This window comes from Yersinia massiliensis (assembly GCF_003048255.1).
Taxonomy (GTDB): Bacteria; Pseudomonadota; Gammaproteobacteria; order Enterobacterales; family Enterobacteriaceae; genus Yersinia; species Yersinia massiliensis_A.
Map to the genome: position 1 here is coordinate 828,587 of NZ_CP028487.1, position 17,746 is coordinate 846,332.

Sequence of the window (17,746 nt, forward strand, 5' to 3'; positions counted from 1 at the left end):
AAGACGTAATAGCAAGGATGCTGTTACGTTTTTATCAGCAAGGTGTTGATAGCCGCTTAAACAAAATAATGGATTTTATGCAAATGAAAAAAACAGTATCACTTATATTATTTGGCGTTATCTCATTGGCTTCATCAAAAGTCATGGCGTTAGATTGTGTGGGCGCCGGTAATGTTGTTCTTGATTCCGTGGTGTTAGACAGAATGGTCTATCTCGCTAATGCGTCTAATGGCGATATAATATGGCGTTCTGATGTCTTTACGAGAAATATTACCTGTTCCTCTGGAATAACCGAAAATGTCTATATTTATGCCTATCCATTTATGGGGGCTGAGACACTCCCTCAGAATGTAGAAATGGGGTTGATTTTTGACGGCGTTGATTTAGGCACAATGAGTACAGGTAGTTCATTGAATAGCAGGCGGAAAGATACAGGTTGGAGAGTCACATCGGGAAATGATCTCGTTAAAAATGGTGTGACTTTCCAAACGTATTTAAAGAAAACAGGGGACATCAGTACCGCTGGCGTGACATCAATTACTCTTTTCCAGTTGGATGGTGTTGGCGGACTTAATACCATGCCTAGTGCGAAGAATTATAAGTTCAATATTTCAGGATGGAACAACGTTGGGACGATAAATTGTAATCCGACAGTGACTAACAGCACCTTTTCATTCACGGCGCTAACAGACCAAGCCTTCGCGGGGAGCGCCACTAATCAGGCTAATCATCCAACAATAAGCGTTGCCTGTTCGGGGGATAGCTCTTCTTTGAACATGACACAATCTATTTCAGGTAGATTAAATCTTGCTGGGGCTGGAAGTTCATTTTCAACCAATAAAACAGGGCTGACACTGAACATTTTCTATGAAGGAACTGAGTTAATACCCAATAATGACATCATTGTCACTATTCCCATCACTGCGGGGAATGGTAATAAGACATTTCAATTTGATGTAAAACCAAAGTTATCTACTTTGCAACTTAATAATCCGAGCTGGCTTTTCTCAACCACGGATGAAGCCATAACTTCATCCATCCCATTCTCATTTACACCCACACTAGTGAATTTGAATTAGGTAACAATCGCTATACACACAACATGTTGATGCTTGATAGCTTTATAATATTTCCATAAAAATCTTGACTATCAAGCATCAATATCAAAATGAGAGTGGTATATGATGGAGGGACGCTTTATGAAAATAGCTGAATCCGTTTTTTTTTACATTTTCTGGTTTGCATGGATGTTTTGTTTTATTTCATTGCTGAGTGTTGAGTTTATTCCTAGCCTCGTCATACAGTTCTATTCACGTTATTTTGGTCTTATCTTCTCGGATGATGCTTATGGTTCATTGATTGCAACTTTATTGTGGTCATCTCTTACGTTAACCGTTGCTATTATGATGTTGATTTATTTATTTTTTAAAGGACGCAATAACCCTCAGTTCTAAATATTTTGAAGTTTTATTTTAAGAATCAATAGGGATTGATTATATGGAAGAGAAACAAGTTATCATTCAACATGCCTGTCAATTTACACTCGCCAGTGTGAAAGATATTTTAAATGATATATTGAATACGGAACCCATTAATATTGTTGCTCAAGTCAAATCACTAGAAGATGTATACGATAATTTGATGCGCTTTCCTTCTACTCATATGGTTATTTTGAGTTTGTGCTGCGACGACTATCGTCATAACCATACCTTTCATTTGATCGTAAATTGGTTACAGGCGAATAGAGCCACTTGTCGTGTGGTTATTATCGCCGATATACCCTATATCCGACTGTTAGAGCATTATTTCTACGACATTGATCTCATCTACGCAATGATTGCGAAAACAGCCCCCGTTAGTCATGTTGTCGAATGGTTGAGGCAGGTTTTTTATCAGGTCACACCGACCAAACGTTTTTTTTATCGAAAGAGACATTTATCACTATCAAAACGGGAGCAACTAGTTATGGAATTATTGCTACAAGGAAACTCCAATAATCACATTGCTTCTGCTTTGCAATTGAGCAACAAAACAGTGAGTTACTATAAGCGAAATGCTATGAATAAGCTGGGCATACCCTCATTACAACCCATGTTAATTTTACCGACGAGTAGAATGGATCATTAATTGGATTTCGTTAAGATAATCACGCAATATTCAATTCTCTGTCACAGAAAATCATCACTGCGACAGAGAATTTTTTTACTTCTGAAGGTATAATTCTTCAACTTCTTGTTTTAATTGTTTTTGCTTATGAGGTTTTTGTAAGGATATTTCTTTTGGTTCGAAAGGTGCTTCATGAACTAAATTTTCTAACTTATTAACATGGCAGAGTGTACCTATGACAATCGCGCCATGTTGGATAGACAGCGAATTATAGGTGAGAACACCATTGATGTTACCGTGCTCGTCAATATTGATGATGTCGGCGGTACATTTTCCTCGAACTGAACCATCTATATATAATTCATCGCAGGTGATATTACCTTCGACACGACCAGAACACAGAATACGTACCAGCCCATTAGTGACATGGATATCCCCCTTAACTTCTCCAAAAATTTCAATCTGCCCAGAAGAAGTCAGATTACCTTCGACGCGATTATCTTTGGCAATAATGGTATGGGGGCCGTTTTCCTCAGAGGGAAGTAATGCAGGTAGGCTGAGGTTTTTTGTTTGTAAGTCATTACTTGGTTTTTTGTTTATTTTAAACATATTTAGATTCTGCAATTGTGAACAATGGAGTGTAAATGAGCCTAATGCAAGGCAAGCTAAAACCAGTGTCAGTACTGTAGAGTAAGAGAGACAGGCGGTTAAAGCGAGCAGCCAAAAGCCGACGCCCAGATTAAAATAAAGATACCGCTTATTCATACTGAATTACCTGAGACTCAAGGAAAATTAAAATGAAAAAACTGACTCTTGATTATCCCCAAGATTATATAGGATATCACGTAATTTTAAACTGTTAATTGAACGAAAACGACAAGTTTTTGTTCGTATTTAATAGAATTGATTTTTTTTATGTTGGGGGTAAAACAAATGTAAATTTAATTTATGTATTGACTCACACTTCTACTTGAAAATTAAATTCGGAGGGTTAAAGTATCGTATGTTTATTTTAAATGTGTATTAGTTAGCTCGTTAAGTAAATGGCTTGATATCCATCCCATATAGTCGATGTAAACATAGTCGATGTAAACATAGTCGATGCAAACATAGTCGATGTAAACGCTGTGCGTAAGTGGTCATTTTCCATTAGTTTCTTCATCTAATATTACACATGACAGTTTTTAAATGCAGGTGTTACATATAACCAAAAGGATTAGGCGATGAGTGAGAGAAAAATCCAGTATATGCTTGATGAGATAAGAGAAATTGCTTCACGACACTCTGGTGAAAATGCCCACGTAGCAATACTTAAAAGAAACGATGCAAACTATATACAAATCACTATATCTAATAGGACTTTCCTGGATATTGAGTTTCACCGAACTGCCTTACCCGATGCAAAAAGCATCGACTGAAGCATTTTTTCAAATTCAATAACACCCATTAGTGGGATTGATTTTGTCATAAAAATAATGGATTCCATCCATTTCCTTCGTTTAAATCATAGATATAAATTGCAATGATGCTTATTTTTCATCCGTAAAATCCTCGTTGAGTACTCACTTAAGTTTAGTGATGAGGCAATATAGTGACTAAAGTATCTGCATATGTCAGGATGGGATTCATTATGTTTTCTCTCTTCAGGCCGATAGATTATGTATATATCTAGAGGGAAGAGAGAAGATGTTAAATCGTATTAAAATTGTCACTAGCTTTATGTTGGTCTTAATTATTTTTGGTATGCTGCAAATAACGTCCGGTGGACTTTTTTATAGTGCAATCAAAAACGATAAAGATAACTTTAATAGCCTGCAAAGCATTAGTCAGCGGCAGACTGCCATATCTGCGAGTTGGACAGGATTAGTGAAAACCCGTGGTTTTCTCGCTCGTTCTGCCAACCGCCTTTCTTTAAATGACGTTAATGCCGTTCCGCCATTACTGCAAGCTGCCTCAGCCGCGTTAAAAGAGTCTGAGAAAGATTTTGCAGAATTTGAAGCATTACCCACTACTATGAATACGGCATTCCTTCAAGACCTTAAGCGTAAGTACGATGGTTATCGTGCCGCGCTAGAGGAACTGAACCAGATGCTGGCTGCGGGTAAGCTTAGGGAGTATGCAGACCATCCGACACAGCGTTTCGAGACGGAATTTGAAGAGCAGTATAATAGCTATTTACAGCAAGCCAATCGCTTGTTTGAGGGGGCAGTAGCGGAGAACGAAACCACTTTCGTACAGACAATTTGGATACAAGTTGCTGTGCTCACGGTTGTTTTGTTAGTGATTATCTGTGTTTGGTTGGGCATCAAGCAAACGTTGATCTCCCCACTTAATCGCCTGATTGACAGTATTCGCCATATCTCAGGTGGAGACTTAGCAAGACATATCGACGTGGTAGGCACTAACGAAATGGGTGTGCTGGCGGATACATTACGCCACATGCAGGGCGAACTGGCTCGCACCGTCGGTGATGTCCGTAGCGGAGCCGATGCGATTTACAGCGGGGCGAGTGAAATCTCTGTTGGCAATAATGATCTCTCTTCACGTACAGAGCAGCAGGCCGCCTCTTTAGAAGAGACCGCTGCCAGTATGGAAGAGTTAACCGCGACGGTGAAACAGAACGCCGAAAATGCCCGTCAAGCGAGTCATCTGGCGCTGAATGCGTCCGAAACGGCGCAGAAGGGTGGCAAAGTTGTTGATGACGTTGTACAGACTATGCGTGATATCGGTGTGAGTTCTCAGAAGATTGCCGATATTATTAGTGTCATCGATGGAATTGCCTTCCAGACCAACATCTTGGCGCTTAACGCTGCCGTTGAAGCTGCACGTGCGGGTGAACAGGGCCGTGGTTTTGCGGTTGTGGCGGGTGAGGTGCGTAACTTGGCACAACGAAGCGCTCAAGCTGCACGTGAAATCAAAAGTTTGATTGAAGATTCTGTTGGCCGTGTCGAAATGGGTTCTACCCTAGTGGAACGCGCAGGTGAAACCATGGATGAAATCGTCAATGCGGTGACTCGAGTCACTGATATTATGGGTGAAATTGCTTCTGCTTCTGACGAACAAAGCCGCGGTATCGATCAAGTGGGGCTAGCGGTAGTGGAAATGGATCGTGTCACTCAGCAAAACGCCGCATTGGTCGAAGAATCTGCCGCAGCCGCAGCCGCGCTAGAAGAACAAGCCAGCCGTTTGACCCAAGCTGTTGCCGTATTCCATATTCAGCAGGAACGAATGAATACGTTTGAGCATGCCGCAACCAAAAATGTGGCGCCGCCAGCCATGGCTATTGCACGTAAAGCCAGTGCAGCGACTGCAAGCGACAGTTGGGAAACATTCTAATATAGACAAGAGCCCTGTATCGTACAGGGCTCAATTTTTTTCTAATCAGTATTCTCTATAAGTTGCAGTAGAATAGGACTAGCAAATCTTATTACGGCGGGCAAAAGAGAATAAATCCATCAAAGTCTTACATTCTAATTTATCCATTAATCGACTTTTATAAGTACTCACTGTTTTACTACTGATTCTCATTTCTGACGCGATACTCATCGTACTTAAGCTATCAAGAATATAACGCATCACTTTTATTTCTTGCATTGAGAGCAGATCAAGTTTTTCTTTCTCAGAGGTAGGCTTGACGTTCAACTCATCGGATATGAAAGGAAAATAGCTGTAACCTTTTTGCGCCGCTTCAATGGCAGGAATAATATCTGTAATACAATGTTTTTTACTGATAAATGCATTTGCTCCTGCATCAGCACTCCGCTGACTATAAAAAAGATCGTTATTCGCTGACACCACGATGATGATGCCGATATATCTTTTTTTTCTCAGTTTTACAATGACTTCGATTCCGCTTAGTCTTGGCATATCAGCGTCTAAAATCACTACGTCTGGTTGAGCGTTTTTCATCAACTTCAGTGCTTCAGCACCATTATCAGATTCAAATAATACATTCACACCAGCATTCTCAAGTAAATTTCGAATGACAGCACGCGCAAGCGGATGATTATCGATAATGATCGCTTTCATCGGGGTAACCTTATTTAATATTGTAATACTGCCTAATGACTGTAATGGTGTTGTAAGAATTAAATGCTAAATAAATCAATATCTGCGTCCATGAGAATTATTTTATGGAAACAGTTAATTTAAAAAATCGTATTAAGCTGATGGCACTGTTCTGGATTTAAACCCTATTCCTCATGTTGCTCTAACGTGCGGTTGTAGAGTGCAATTAACCAGTCACCCAGCCACACGATATTACTGTGTACCTGATTATCTAGTTCAGCTAAAGGTGCCTCTCTCAGAAGAGGGCTAAAGAGCGCTGAATCACGATGAATATGGCTGTTTGGCCTCATCTCTGGTGCAACACGATCATAGCCAAGCCACGTAATAAATTCGTTTAAAACCATTTTTGTACAGTAGGCTCTGGCGATCGGATCACCTTTTAAATCGTCAATCATACGGGCCAGATAGGTTTGAAGGTCAGTCTTGTCGCTTGCCTGGATCAAAACATGACACAACATCTGTAACTGCTGAGGGGTTAGCCCACAACGTAAAGCCAGTTCTGCATCAAATCCTTTTTCGCGAATATGATTGATCCAGTGCCGATAGGCTCTGGCGGCGAAACCTTTTTCATCGACGCCACATGCCAACGAAGTATCATCGCCAAACAGATTGATCGTAGAAGGTAAAATGGCTGACCCCTCCGGTGTTTCTGGTTGTAGCCTGATGGCTTCAAATGCCTGTTCATTGATCGTGAGTTCACAGAGCAATTCACCATGACGATCGGAACTGGCTTGCAGTGCGCGCAGGAGTTTTTCAGCTTCATGAACAGTGAACATCGCATCGGCTTCATTCTCTAAGCACGTGTTCTGCTGGCGAGTGTTTTGAACACAAGATATTAGGGCATCGGGTTTGGTATATGTCATTGGTACAAGTTCCCACTATCAATCCAGTATTCTCTGGCGGCAGTATGGTTATCGGTTAGTGTGTGCAATGAAAGGCGGAGACAATCACAGGAGACAGGGCTGCCGTCTTGCAATGTTGCATCAATAAGCACGAGCTCATCGCTATTGGCTTCTCGACGCAGGCGAACAGACAAAATGGCACCGTTGGCAAGTGTTCTTGCGAGCTGCGGGTCGCGTAGCGTCAATTGGTAAAGCGGTGTAGCAGGCCAACTTGGGTTAGCAAGCTGTCGGAAGCCCAAGCGAGTGTTACCACGTATCGCAAGAGTCATCTCTTGCGATGCTCCTTCGTTGTGCTGGATATACGTATTTTCTTCAGCGAGCAGATTGTGTTCGTCGATCACCCCTAAATAGCGGATGGTTGAGGTCGATTGAATATTCCCGACGCTAAAGTTGAATCCTGGCAGGCGTAAGTCCATCGCCAAACGGTACAGCATGGCCCCAGCCACCGCGGTGGTTTTGGGATTGCTTGCGGCTATTTTCTGATTGAAGGGAAAACCGTCGGGTAGTGGGTCATTCTGCATCCAGACAATGCGGCTTGATGGCACCGGTTGGCGGCGGCGCAAGTAAGTCTGCACACCAGGTAGGCAACTTGGGCGCCCAGACAAGAGCAGTACGTCGCAGCAGTAATACTCGATGACTTCGCAAAGTGACTGCAATGTTTGGGTCAGAGAAAATTGGCCAGTTAATAGGGCGTTGCTCAGGGTTTGGGGATCGACGCGTAAAGGGATATCTAATACCTTGCATGCGCCACCCGCCTGAAGAACCGCATCCTCGATATAGGCAATGACTTGTGGTGTGGGCGGCTGGGCCAGCAAAGCGCCGAACGTGGTATCCACAGTCTGTCCTGCTTCCCACGCCTTCAGCAGCGCGTATCCCAATGGCATTATCAATAGCAATGTGGCTTGTTGACGCAAGACATCGCGGCCATCGTGGCTTAATGATGATCCAAATAGCTGACGCAGCAACCCCTCGCTATCATCAACGCCCGCCTGACAAATGGCTTCCTCCATCGCTCGCAGGATTTCCTGACGAATGACTTCCAGCAAAAGGTCATCACCTGCATTTTTAAAGCCTTCGCGGAATAATAACTGGGGGGTGATTTTGACATTACTGCTCACCGCGGTATCAATGTCATAACGAGTGATCGCTAAATCTGTGGTGCCACCACCAATATCGATAGCGGCAACACGGAGTGTCCGATCATCCATTTCGCCTTTACCGTGCCTGCGGTCAGGGCGGCGGAGCAGACTAAAAAGTTTGTCGATTCTGCCGCCACAGCGGCGGTTTTCATTATATAACCAGACCAGTTGGCTACAGGATGCCTCATCCCAGTCGAGGGAGATTGTTGGCACTGGGACTTTGCTTTTCGCTCTTTCCAGTGGCGTATTGAAGCCTTCGTCATGCTGATGCCAGTTCAAACTCTTCCAGACCAGCGCGATAGCCTCGTTCATATGTTGGTGAAAGCGTTTCCGCTCTTGACTTGGCATGGCGGAAGGGAGTGTCAGAATTATGTGCCGTAAGTGGCGGGGCGCATGGCGATAACCCTTCTGTTGGCGTGAGGCCGGACTATTAATTTGTACCAATGTTTGTGCTAATAACTCGCTCAGAATGAGTGTCATTAGTGATGCACGGCTATAACGAGGCGTGAAGACCGGCAGGCGTTCATTTTGATCCAGCGAGTACAGCGGCGTGCCCTCATCATTCACCAAGTGCATCAGGGGGAGTGCAGTCGCGAGTGGCTCATGTTGGCGGCCACTAAAACGCCAAGGCTCGCTAACGGGGGTGGTATCCCATAAGTACCGGCGAGGACTTGAAAGGCCGCTTCCCCCCTCGCTACCGGCGCGCTGTAGTGTGATTTTTTTGGCCTCATCACCAAGACGAACGATCGAGGGCCAACTAAAGGCGGCTTCACGCCCACTTTCCAATGAAAAGTAGGGTTTGCCAAAGCGTGCTTCATTAAATTCCAGTCGACTGGAAAAGAGCGATGAGCTCATGAGCTGAGGTTGACTTAATGAGCGTAAGCGCAGTTCCGCACATTGCTTGAGCCCATCATTATTGAGCCCATGATCTTCAATAACCGCGCCGCAAGTATGTGTGCTCCCCACATCGAGCACCAGATCGACGGGAATTGCAGGGGTGTGGAGTGTTTCGCGACTGAGTAAGATCTCGGGCAAGGCCAAATGATTAGCCATAATGTTCAGCAGATTAAGAAAATGGGCCTGATATTCGAATGCTTTCAGCGCTGTGGCGATATCCTGTTCGCTGCGCTGTTCATGTTCTCTGGCATAGGTCGAAAAGACTTCACGCAGCCAGCCGTCGACCCAAGTATTATCGAGGAATGCAGCAATATCCGCATTACGCCAAGCGAAGGCAAAACGCACCCCATTGTCGATATCCGCTTGTATCGGGGCAAGTTGCGAATGAGCGTCGTCACCGGTGGGGATCTGTGTATCAAACGCGATACACATCCGCACCGTATTTCCCGCAGCATCGGGTTTCTGCAAACGCGTAAACTGCACTCGTGACCAGTTATCTGGGCCGCTTCCTGATGCAATGCCTTGGCTACGGCGCAACCAAGGCAGCGGTAACCACACGCCGTCAAGGAGTGCAAGTGAGTGCGATAGTAGGATAGTGCTCTCTGGTCTGACGATTTCGGCCGTATCTTCAGGAGGACAGGGGATCGTAAATTTGCCATCTATGGCATCTTGCTGGAGATTTAATAGCGGGCCATTCGCCGTCTGGCGAACGAAATACCCTTTGTCCTTCTCACCAAAAGCGAGGGACAGACCAAAATCGAGAAACTGGATACCGCTATCCTGAATCAATGTGACATCGGGCTTATAGTGCACAAGTTCAATGAGCATTTGATTATCCATTTACTTTCTTAAACGTCAGTGAGGCTGACTCTGTATTTGCCCATTGCGCGTGACAAAGTGCGATATCTTCGGTGCCGGGTTTACAACTGAGATCGGGAACCGCCAGCCATGTTCCATCGCCGCAGCGAGCCCGTGACTTGCTTTTCATTGAAAGGGTGCCTGACGGAAGCAAACCCGCAGTTATTGTTGCCTGACAAATTTGTTTGCCTTTTGATAGGCGGATGTTGCCTTTACCATTCGTGATTTGTACGCGCATGGCTGGCAGGTTGTCGTTATCTCGTTCGACATACTGGGCTTGCCAGTTTCCGTTCAAAAACTTGATTGATCCCGCTTTAATAGAATTGGGGAACATGACCAGTGCATTCTCAACAACCGGAACGGCCTGCGGTGCCGCTTTATGTGTGATGGCGACGGTCGCGTGTTCTAGCGGCAACGTTGGCGTGAAAATAGTTTCTGGCTCAAACCGTTGCTCACTGGCGTGCTGAGGGACTTCAACGGTGTGAACCGGTAAGTTAATTTTGTTGAACGCTTTAATACTCAGCGCTTCATTGTTTGACGATGACGGTTTTGAAGATAAATCATCAGGTGCGACAGGCGCTGTCGCAAAGATAAAGGACAGTGATATTGCGGCAATGCCAACGAAGGAGATAGTGGCCAATCCATAATAGAAAGGGCGTTTACTGTCTCTACGCTGAGGCATGGGCTGAGCGATTTCTGATGTATCAGGCATCTTTTCTTGCTCAACAGGTAGGGGTTTAGGGCTGTCTTCTGGTGGCACAACGGCAGGCACTCGTTCTGCTTTTGGTGGTATCAACTGCGCGCGATGACGTTCGCTCAAGATAAGATTATCCAGCGCATGTTGAGCGGGAGGCTGAGCCGGGTCAGTAAACCCCCAGAATGCGATAACGGGCTTCCCATTTTGCAGCCAAATGTATTGAGCGCTAGGGAATTGAAAAACATGCTTGAGCAGCATGGCAAGCATCCGCAGTGTCAGGTTCTCTGCATTTGTGGCGAGTGTACGCAACGCTTCAACTTTGGCGCGGCAGTGCAGTAGATCGTCGAGTGCTTGTTGACGAAGTGAAGCGTTGGCGCTTGCCCATGGTGTCACCGCGCCACGACGAGGCGCGTACCAATCGATACGCTCGCCTTCATGATGGCATTGCGGAATTGCCAGACAATCTGCGACGGCTTGTAACCCGCGTAAGCGTAATGCTTCTCGTATTTGTAATGCTGAATCAAATACTAGCTGGCCATTTTCGCCCAATGCCAAATAATGGCTACGCACGCCACTTCGCAGTAATGGTTTTACCACGTTATTTATCCCGTTATTAACGATGAAAGTGAAATAAGAATCGTGGGCTATTTTAACGGATTTTGATTGAGAAATAAGGTGAGCGGAGAGGGCGAAAAGCAGAAGGAAATAGTGCTAATTATCACGTTGGCAGGTAAATTGTTATTTAAAATAACAATTTAATAAAATAATTAATGTGTATATTGCAACGTGTAAAATAGATTCTAGCTTTGATTTCCTCTTTATTGGTTGAAAATTATAAAAAAAGCTTCCAATCAAAGTGGTAACTGGAAGCTGCGAGTACGACTAAATTGAAATATTATAAACACGACCAGAGGTTTTATGTTCAGTTTGCCCATCAGACTCATACAATGAATTCATCATGCCGGAGTCTTTAACGAGTTTTTTAAACTCCTGAACTTTCTGCATGTGCCTTTCAAGGAGTAAATAGCTTTTATAATTGAGCTCTTTTAGGTTTTTTGTTTTTAGCGTAATTGTTTTCCAGACGTTGGCAAGTCTAGAGTTCCCTGAGTAGGGGGCTGTAACATTCCCCTTGCTCTCAATTTGCCGACGTTGTGTATCAAAGTAATTAATAGCTGATAGTAAGCGACTCTTACTATCAGCAATACACTGGAGTGTCACCGGATTAACTTTAAGGAGACTAAGTTGCTTTATTTCCTCCACCAGAACTTCTTCCTGTTCGTTCAAGAGTTCCTGCAACTTTATTAATGTAATTAATAATTTATCCATGATTCTTAATCATTAAGCTGAGTAGGAGAATTCGAAAATTTCATTTATTAAACATTGGGCGATCTTATCCGTATCAATGGTTAATTGCCCTGTTGATATTTGCGCTTTAATGGTGTTCACGCGCTCCATATCGATATCGCGACTGGTGTCCGTTTTTACTTGCTGAGTCACCTGACTCAGTTTGACCTGGGTAGCTGATTCTTTATCTGTTTCCACCGCAGGTAACGCTGCAGATTCACTTTTCTGGCGTAATAACACATCCTGTTGTGTTGCAGTGACAGGCCGCATTTGGTCTATTCGTTCGATTGCCATTTTCATTCTCCACCTTAGATGGGTAGTCCTGACTCGTTATTAAATACATCGGCGTCGTAAAAAATAACTGAAGTTAGTTTTTCATTTTTATTGTGACTTGTTTTGGCCCAGTGACCTTTCCAGATAACAGTTGGCCGTAACCTGTACGAAAGCGTAGGGTGTCATTCAGTGCTGCATTATCCAAAGCTTTACCGACGGTGACTATCTGAAACCCGCTCCCTATAGAGATAACACTGATTTCTTCCCCCGTCCGTACTGACCACTGTTTCCGTAACTGGCTCGCCGTAAAGGGTTGGCCTGCCTTAATCATACGGGTCGGAATTTTATCGGTTATTTGCTGCGGGGCAAAAATGAGGTCAGAGGCCAAATTGTCTAGTGACCCATCACGCTCCTCCATATCGCTCATTTTGATTGGCTGCCCAGGCTGAATAGTCTGCTTTGCGACCCAATAACGGCCGGTAGTTTTAACATTCACACGCACAAAGTGGCGTTTTGCACCACATTTTGCCAATACCGTCAGGTTGCCGGAAAACCGCTGCGTTTGCCCACTAAAAGATAATTCTGGATTGCTGCAGATAGCCTCTAATTGCTTATCTGATACCAACATTAAAGACGCTAATTTGGGCGCGTATTCCCCTACAGATTTATATTTATCAGTGACCATCATGCGTATTCTTTCTTCTAATGGCAGCATTGCATCAGACGCTGATGGCATCGGAAGATAGAAGCCCACAGTGAGTAAATATAAATTTCGTATAAACCTAAAGTACACGATGACTTTTGCCTTTTCATTAAACGATATGAATGAGAATGTTTCATGATTAAACTTTTCTCTCTATATTATACAGCAGGTGAGTCATTTATCGTTTTGGCTAATGGCGGCGAAACTGCGCTTACTTATCATGATGGTTATTTCAATTTGTATCTCTGTACTGAATTATGATGATGCGATAAAAAATAAGCCCGATAAAAGCTGTTATTTATGTCTAGTTTTCAGAGTTTAGATTTTCTCCTTTCTCTCATAAACTATTAAGCATGAATTAAATGATACAGCCAGCGTTTGGACGTTATTATGCTTGATAAACTCGATAATGAACTTCGTTTCCAGCAAGGGGCATTGCAATTACTGTCACAACGACAAGATATTCTTGCTTCCAATATCGCTAACGTAGATACACCTGGATATCTTGCAAGAGATATTGATTTTTCTCAACAGTTAAAAGATGCCGTCGAAAATAATATTAAAACGACGGGCGATGTCTCATTAACCCTGACATCCGGCAAACATATTCCGGCTATTGCACCAAGCATTAATAATGACCAATTGCTTTATCGTATTCCAGATCAGCCGAGTGCAGACGGTAATACTGTCGATATGGATCGCGAGCGCGTCAATTTTGCTGATAACACCATTAAATATCAGACAAGCCTGACCATTCTTAGCTCACAACTTAAAAATATGATGAGTGTTATCAACCAAGGTTAATTACCCCTATGTCCTTGTTTAGTATTTTTGATATTTCCGGCTCTGCGATGTCTGCACAGTCGAAACGGCTCAATGTCAGCGCCAGTAATATGGCCAATGCCGATAGCGTAGCAGGCCCAGATGGGCAGCCCTACAAAGCACGGCAGGTGATATTTCAAGTGGATGCCGCAGCGGGTCAGGATATCGGCGGCGTAAAAGTCAGCGATGTGATTGAGACCGATGCGCCCGACCGTTTGGTGTACGAACCAGGCAATCCTTTTGCTAACGAAAATGGTTACGTGCGGATGCCGAACGTCGATGTCGTCGGCGAAATGGTGAATACCTTATCGGCTTCAAGCAGCTATCAGGCAAACGTTGAAGTGATGAATACCGCAAAAACACTGATGTTGAAAACACTGACATTAGGACAATAAGGAAAATTTAAATGGCCGTCTCTCCCGTCACGACCAACAGTGCCGCAACTGCCAACTCAGGTAGTTTGGGTAATACGTCGGATGAGCTGTTAAACAGCTTTATGACCCTACTCGTGGCCCAGATGCAAAATCAGGACCCGACCAATCCAATGGACAATAACCAGCTGACCTCTCAGTTGGCTCAATTCCAGACAGCCGCTGGCATCGAGAAATTAAATAATACCGTCTACGCGGTAGGGGCGATGGTCGGCAGTATGCAGCAGATGAACGCCGCTGACTGGGTGGGCCGTTCAGTGTTAGTCGAAGGCAAACCCTCGGTGTCAACCAGTGAAGGTGGGAATCAAGAGCTCGCATTCTCGTTGGGGAGTGATTGCGAGAAAGTCACCGTGACGCTAACCGATGATCAAGGCAATGCCTACGTTGGCACGCTGAAAGATGTTAAAGCCGGAGTGAACACTTACACACTGGATGACCTCACTGATTTCCAACCAGCAGACCCTCGTGAACAAGCTGATACCACCTTTACCGTGACCTATTCCGCCATGACCGAAGGTGGCGATGCGCCAACGATTGTGGCGTTGAAACGAGCACAAGTTGAAAGCGTCTCCTTTACGCCATCTGGTGCCGTGTTGCAGTTGGGAATAGAGGGTACAGCCATGTTAGGTGAAGTTTACCTCGTCCAGTAACAGATGAAAGTAACGACATATATTAACCCCCTCAGGAAGATAAGTTATGAGTTTTTCGCAAGGTCTTAGTGGCTTAAATGCCGCTTCTCAAGCGCTGGATGTGGTGGGCAATAACATTGCCAACTCACAGACGGTTGGCTTTAAATCAGGTTCCATTGCTTTTGCCGATGTTTTTGCCGGTTCCCAAGTGGGGATGGGCGTACAGGTTGCTGGTGTTAATCAGAATTTCAGCGATGGCGTTCTAGGGATGGGCAACAGTGAACTGGATATGGGCATTCAAGGTGACGGCTTTTTCCGCCTAGTGAATGATGCAGGAAACGTTTTCTATAGCCGCAACGGTCAATTCAAGAAGGATGAAAACGGCTATATCATTAATAATCAGGGGATGTTCCTGACGGGTTACCAAGCAACAGGCACGCCACCGACTATCGAGCAAGGCGCCGCAGTTGGGCCGATTCAAATTCCAACAGAGCAGATGCCAGCACGCGCTTCGGACGCGGGAACCATGAACGGTAACCTCGATTCTGGCTCGAAAACTATTGATCAGACTGAGTATCCCTTCGATCCTAAAGACGGCAATAGCTACACTCAGGTCACCCAAGTCGATGCTTACGACAGCCTCGGCAATAAGCACACCATTAATGTCTATTACGTTAAGACCGACGATAACGAGTGGAAAGCCTACTCGACCGACACCACATCCCCTGGCACCCCCGCTTGGCAGGAAACATCGCTTTCCTTTGATACCTCCGGCCAATTGACGACCGCTCCGGCAAAATTGAACGTACAGGGAGAGGGCTACAACGGCGCAAACGGTCTTAATTTTGACTTAGATCTGGCTGGGATGACACAGCAAGCCTCTGCTACAGAAATGAAAAGTCCTTCCACCACGGGCTATGCCCCTGGACAAATGAATGGTTACACCATCGGTGATAACGGCGAGGTTATTGCTTCTTACAGCAATGGTCAGCGCCAGACAGTTGGGCAGATTCTTTTAAGCAACTTTACTAACCCAGGTGGGCTGTCATCTGAAGGTAATAACTGCTGGAGCGAAACGCCTGCCTCTGGTCAGCCAACGATCGGTATTTCCGGTTCAGGAAGCTTGGGCAAGCTTTATGGTAATCGGCTCGAGGCTTCGAATGTGGATTTGAGCCAAGAGATGGTCAACATGATCGTCTTCCAGCGTAACTATCAGTCCAACTCCCAAACCATCCGAACCCAGTCTGAGCTCTTGCAGACGCTGGTGAATATAAGTTGATGAAATAACCCTATGGATCACGCCATATACACCGCTTTGGGCGGCGCAAATGCCGCCCTGAATCGCCAAGCTGTGACCAGTAACAACTTGGCAAACGCCACAACCAACGGATTTCGGGCTCAGATTTCGGCTTATCGCGCTGTACCGGTTAATGGGCCTACCGTCGAAACGCGAACCTTAGTCGTGGAATCGACCCCAGGGGTGGATTCCACCATGGGGGCCATTAACACCACCGGTCGCGCGCTTGATGTCGCACTCCCACAGGATGGCTGGCTGGCAGTTGAACTCCCCAACGGAGGGGAAGGCTATACGCGTAACGGTAACATCGAGGTGGATAGTGAAGGCCAATTGCGGGTGCGCGGATTGCCCCTGATGGGCGATGGAGGAGCACTGACTGTTCCTCCCCAGTCAGCACTTACTATCGCTTCTGACGGGACTATTACTGCTCTTGGTGCGGGAGATGAACCCTCATCGTTGGCACTGGTTGGGCGCATTAAGTTAGTCACTGCCGAAGCAAAAGCATTAGTGCACGGCGATGATGGTTTGTTCCACACACCGGCGGGTGAAGTGGCGACCTTGCCAGCCGATCCCGATCAACAGCTGATGGCGGGTGCGCTAGAGAGTAGCAATGTGAGCCCAGTGAAATCGATGGTCGATATGATCTCCACCGCTCGAAACTTTGATATGCATATGAAGGTTATCAGCAGCGTCGATAACAACGAAAGAAGCGCTAACCAGTTGTTGAGTACTGGTTAAGCATAGTCAGGAGAAGAGAACCATGATTCGTTCTTTATGGATTGCGAAAACCGGTTTGGAAGCCCAACAGACAAATATGGATGTCATTTCCAACAACTTGGCAAACGTGAGTACCAATGGATTTAAGCGTCAGCGTGCGGTGTTTGAAGATTTACTTTATCAAACCCTACGTCAACCAGGCGCACAGTCTTCAGAGCAGACGACGATCCCGTCGGGCCTGCAACTCGGGACTGGCGTTCGGCCGGTGGCAACTGAGCGTTTACATAGCCAAGGAAGTTTGACGCAAACCAATAACTCGAAAGATATCGCCATCCAAGGCGGCGGGTTCTTTCAGGTGCAATTACCGGATGGCACCACGGCCTATACTCGCGATGGTTCTTTCCAATTCGATCAGAATGGGCAGTTAGTGACCGCCAGTGGTTATCCCGTCCAGCCTGCGATCACCATACCGCAAGATGCACAAGTATTGACGGTGGGTAACGATGGGATCGTCAGTGTCACTATCGCTGGGCAAACAGCACCACAGCAGGTAGGGCAACTGACACTGAGTACTTTCATTAACGATTCGGGTTTGGAAAGTATCGGTGAAAACCTTTATCGCGAAACTCAGTCTTCAGGCGCGCCGAATGAGTCAACCGCAGGTTTAAATGGCGCGGGTACCTTAAGACAAGGGTATGTGGAAACCTCCAACGTTAACGTTGCCGAAGAGCTGGTCAATATGATCCAGACACAGCGTGCCTACGAAATTAACAGCAAAGCGGTTTCAACATCTGACCAGATGCTGCAGCGGCTGACGCAACTTTGATTTCAGTCATGGGTCATTAATTGGCCCATGACTGCCC

Annotated in this window: 18 protein-coding genes; 10 read left to right on the top strand and 8 right to left on the bottom strand. The window is 45.3% G+C overall.

The genetic code is table 11. From position 1 onward, the window contains the following. Positions 1–17 precede the first annotated feature (17 nt). Both DA391_RS03695 and DA391_RS03705 read left to right on the top strand, forming a co-directional pair. A complete protein-coding gene (locus DA391_RS03695; RefSeq protein WP_050286745.1) occupies positions 18–1,079 on the top strand; it encodes a hypothetical protein in 1,062 nt (353 codons plus the stop codon). A gap of 418 nt (positions 1,080–1,497) precedes the next feature. Continuing rightward, on the top strand, positions 1,498–2,127 hold the full coding sequence (locus tag DA391_RS03705; RefSeq protein ID WP_108087388.1) for a helix-turn-helix transcriptional regulator: 630 nt from the start codon (positions 1,498–1,500) through the stop codon (positions 2,125–2,127). 75 nt (positions 2,128–2,202) lie between these two features. On the opposite strand, the gene DA391_RS03710 is transcribed toward DA391_RS03705, so the two are convergent. Next, the gene (locus DA391_RS03710) at positions 2,203–2,871 is read right to left on the bottom strand and encodes a bactofilin family protein (RefSeq protein ID WP_108087389.1); all 669 of its coding nucleotides are present in this window, start codon (positions 2,869–2,871) and stop codon (positions 2,203–2,205) included. Positions 2,872–3,329: 458 nt separating this feature from the next. Here DA391_RS03710 and DA391_RS03715 point away from each other — a divergent pair, with 458 nt between their 5' ends. Both DA391_RS03715 and DA391_RS03720 read left to right on the top strand, forming a co-directional pair. Then, positions 3,330–3,524: a hypothetical protein gene (locus tag DA391_RS03715; RefSeq protein WP_050083232.1), complete on the top strand. Its 195-nt coding sequence runs from the start codon at positions 3,330–3,332 to the stop codon at positions 3,522–3,524. Between the two features lie 268 nt (positions 3,525–3,792). Then, complete coding sequence (locus DA391_RS03720) at positions 3,793–5,442, top strand: methyl-accepting chemotaxis protein (RefSeq protein ID WP_098904944.1); 1,650 nt, start codon at positions 3,793–3,795, stop codon at positions 5,440–5,442. Positions 5,443–5,520: 78 nt separating this feature from the next. Here the strand turns inward: DA391_RS03720 and evgA are convergent, their stop codons facing one another. The 7 genes from evgA to flgA form a co-directional block, all read right to left on the bottom strand. Next, on the bottom strand, positions 5,521–6,135 hold the full coding sequence (gene evgA, locus DA391_RS03725; RefSeq protein WP_057644511.1) for an acid-sensing system DNA-binding response regulator EvgA: 615 nt from the start codon (positions 6,133–6,135) through the stop codon (positions 5,521–5,523). A 164-nt stretch (positions 6,136–6,299) separates the two neighbouring features. Then, positions 6,300–7,037 carry a virulence factor SrfC family protein gene (locus tag DA391_RS03730; protein WP_098904943.1) on the bottom strand — a complete coding sequence of 246 codons (738 nt, stop codon included), beginning with the start codon at positions 7,035–7,037 and terminating at the stop codon, positions 6,300–6,302. Then, a complete protein-coding gene (locus DA391_RS03735) occupies positions 7,034–9,940 on the bottom strand; it encodes a virulence factor SrfB (RefSeq protein ID WP_108088241.1) in 2,907 nt (968 codons plus the stop codon). The genes DA391_RS03730 and DA391_RS03735 overlap by 4 nt, the downstream gene beginning before the upstream one ends. Positions 9,941–9,944: 4 nt before the next feature. Further along, positions 9,945–11,264: an SrfA family protein gene (locus tag DA391_RS03740; RefSeq protein WP_108087390.1), complete on the bottom strand. Its 1,320-nt coding sequence runs from the start codon at positions 11,262–11,264 to the stop codon at positions 9,945–9,947. Positions 11,265–11,549: 285 nt separating this feature from the next. Continuing rightward, the gene (locus DA391_RS03745; protein ID WP_050083239.1) at positions 11,550–11,993 is read right to left on the bottom strand and encodes a flagella synthesis protein FlgN; all 444 of its coding nucleotides are present in this window, start codon (positions 11,991–11,993) and stop codon (positions 11,550–11,552) included. A gap of 12 nt (positions 11,994–12,005) precedes the next feature. Next, the gene (flgM, locus tag DA391_RS03750; protein WP_050083292.1) at positions 12,006–12,305 is read right to left on the bottom strand and encodes a flagellar biosynthesis anti-sigma factor FlgM; all 300 of its coding nucleotides are present in this window, start codon (positions 12,303–12,305) and stop codon (positions 12,006–12,008) included. 73 nt (positions 12,306–12,378) lie between these two features. Further along, positions 12,379–13,020, bottom strand: coding sequence for a flagellar basal body P-ring formation chaperone FlgA (gene flgA / locus DA391_RS03755; RefSeq protein WP_098904941.1), 642 nt, complete (start codon positions 13,018–13,020; stop codon positions 12,379–12,381). 357 nt (positions 13,021–13,377) lie between these two features. Here flgA and flgB point away from each other — a divergent pair, with 357 nt between their 5' ends. The 6 genes from flgB to flgG are packed head-to-tail and all read left to right on the top strand — an operon-like array spanning position 13,378 to position 17,709. Further along, the gene (flgB, locus tag DA391_RS03760) at positions 13,378–13,791 is read left to right on the top strand and encodes a flagellar basal body rod protein FlgB (RefSeq protein WP_050083241.1); all 414 of its coding nucleotides are present in this window, start codon (positions 13,378–13,380) and stop codon (positions 13,789–13,791) included. Positions 13,792–13,799: 8 nt separating this feature from the next. Next, the gene (flgC, locus tag DA391_RS03765; RefSeq protein WP_050083242.1) at positions 13,800–14,204 is read left to right on the top strand and encodes a flagellar basal body rod protein FlgC; all 405 of its coding nucleotides are present in this window, start codon (positions 13,800–13,802) and stop codon (positions 14,202–14,204) included. A gap of 11 nt (positions 14,205–14,215) precedes the next feature. Beyond that, on the top strand, positions 14,216–14,890 hold the full coding sequence (locus DA391_RS03770) for a flagellar hook assembly protein FlgD (RefSeq protein ID WP_050083243.1): 675 nt from the start codon (positions 14,216–14,218) through the stop codon (positions 14,888–14,890). A gap of 46 nt (positions 14,891–14,936) precedes the next feature. Further along, positions 14,937–16,148 (top strand): flagellar hook protein FlgE, encoded by a 1,212-nt coding sequence (gene flgE / locus DA391_RS03775; protein ID WP_050083244.1) that lies wholly within the window; start codon positions 14,937–14,939, stop codon positions 16,146–16,148. A 12-nt stretch (positions 16,149–16,160) separates the two neighbouring features. After that, on the top strand, positions 16,161–16,904 hold the full coding sequence (locus tag DA391_RS03780; protein WP_019211835.1) for a flagellar basal body rod protein FlgF: 744 nt from the start codon (positions 16,161–16,163) through the stop codon (positions 16,902–16,904). Positions 16,905–16,926: 22 nt separating this feature from the next. Then, a complete protein-coding gene (flgG, locus tag DA391_RS03785) occupies positions 16,927–17,709 on the top strand; it encodes a flagellar basal-body rod protein FlgG (protein WP_019211834.1) in 783 nt (260 codons plus the stop codon). The last annotated feature ends 37 nt before the right edge of the window (positions 17,710–17,746 follow it).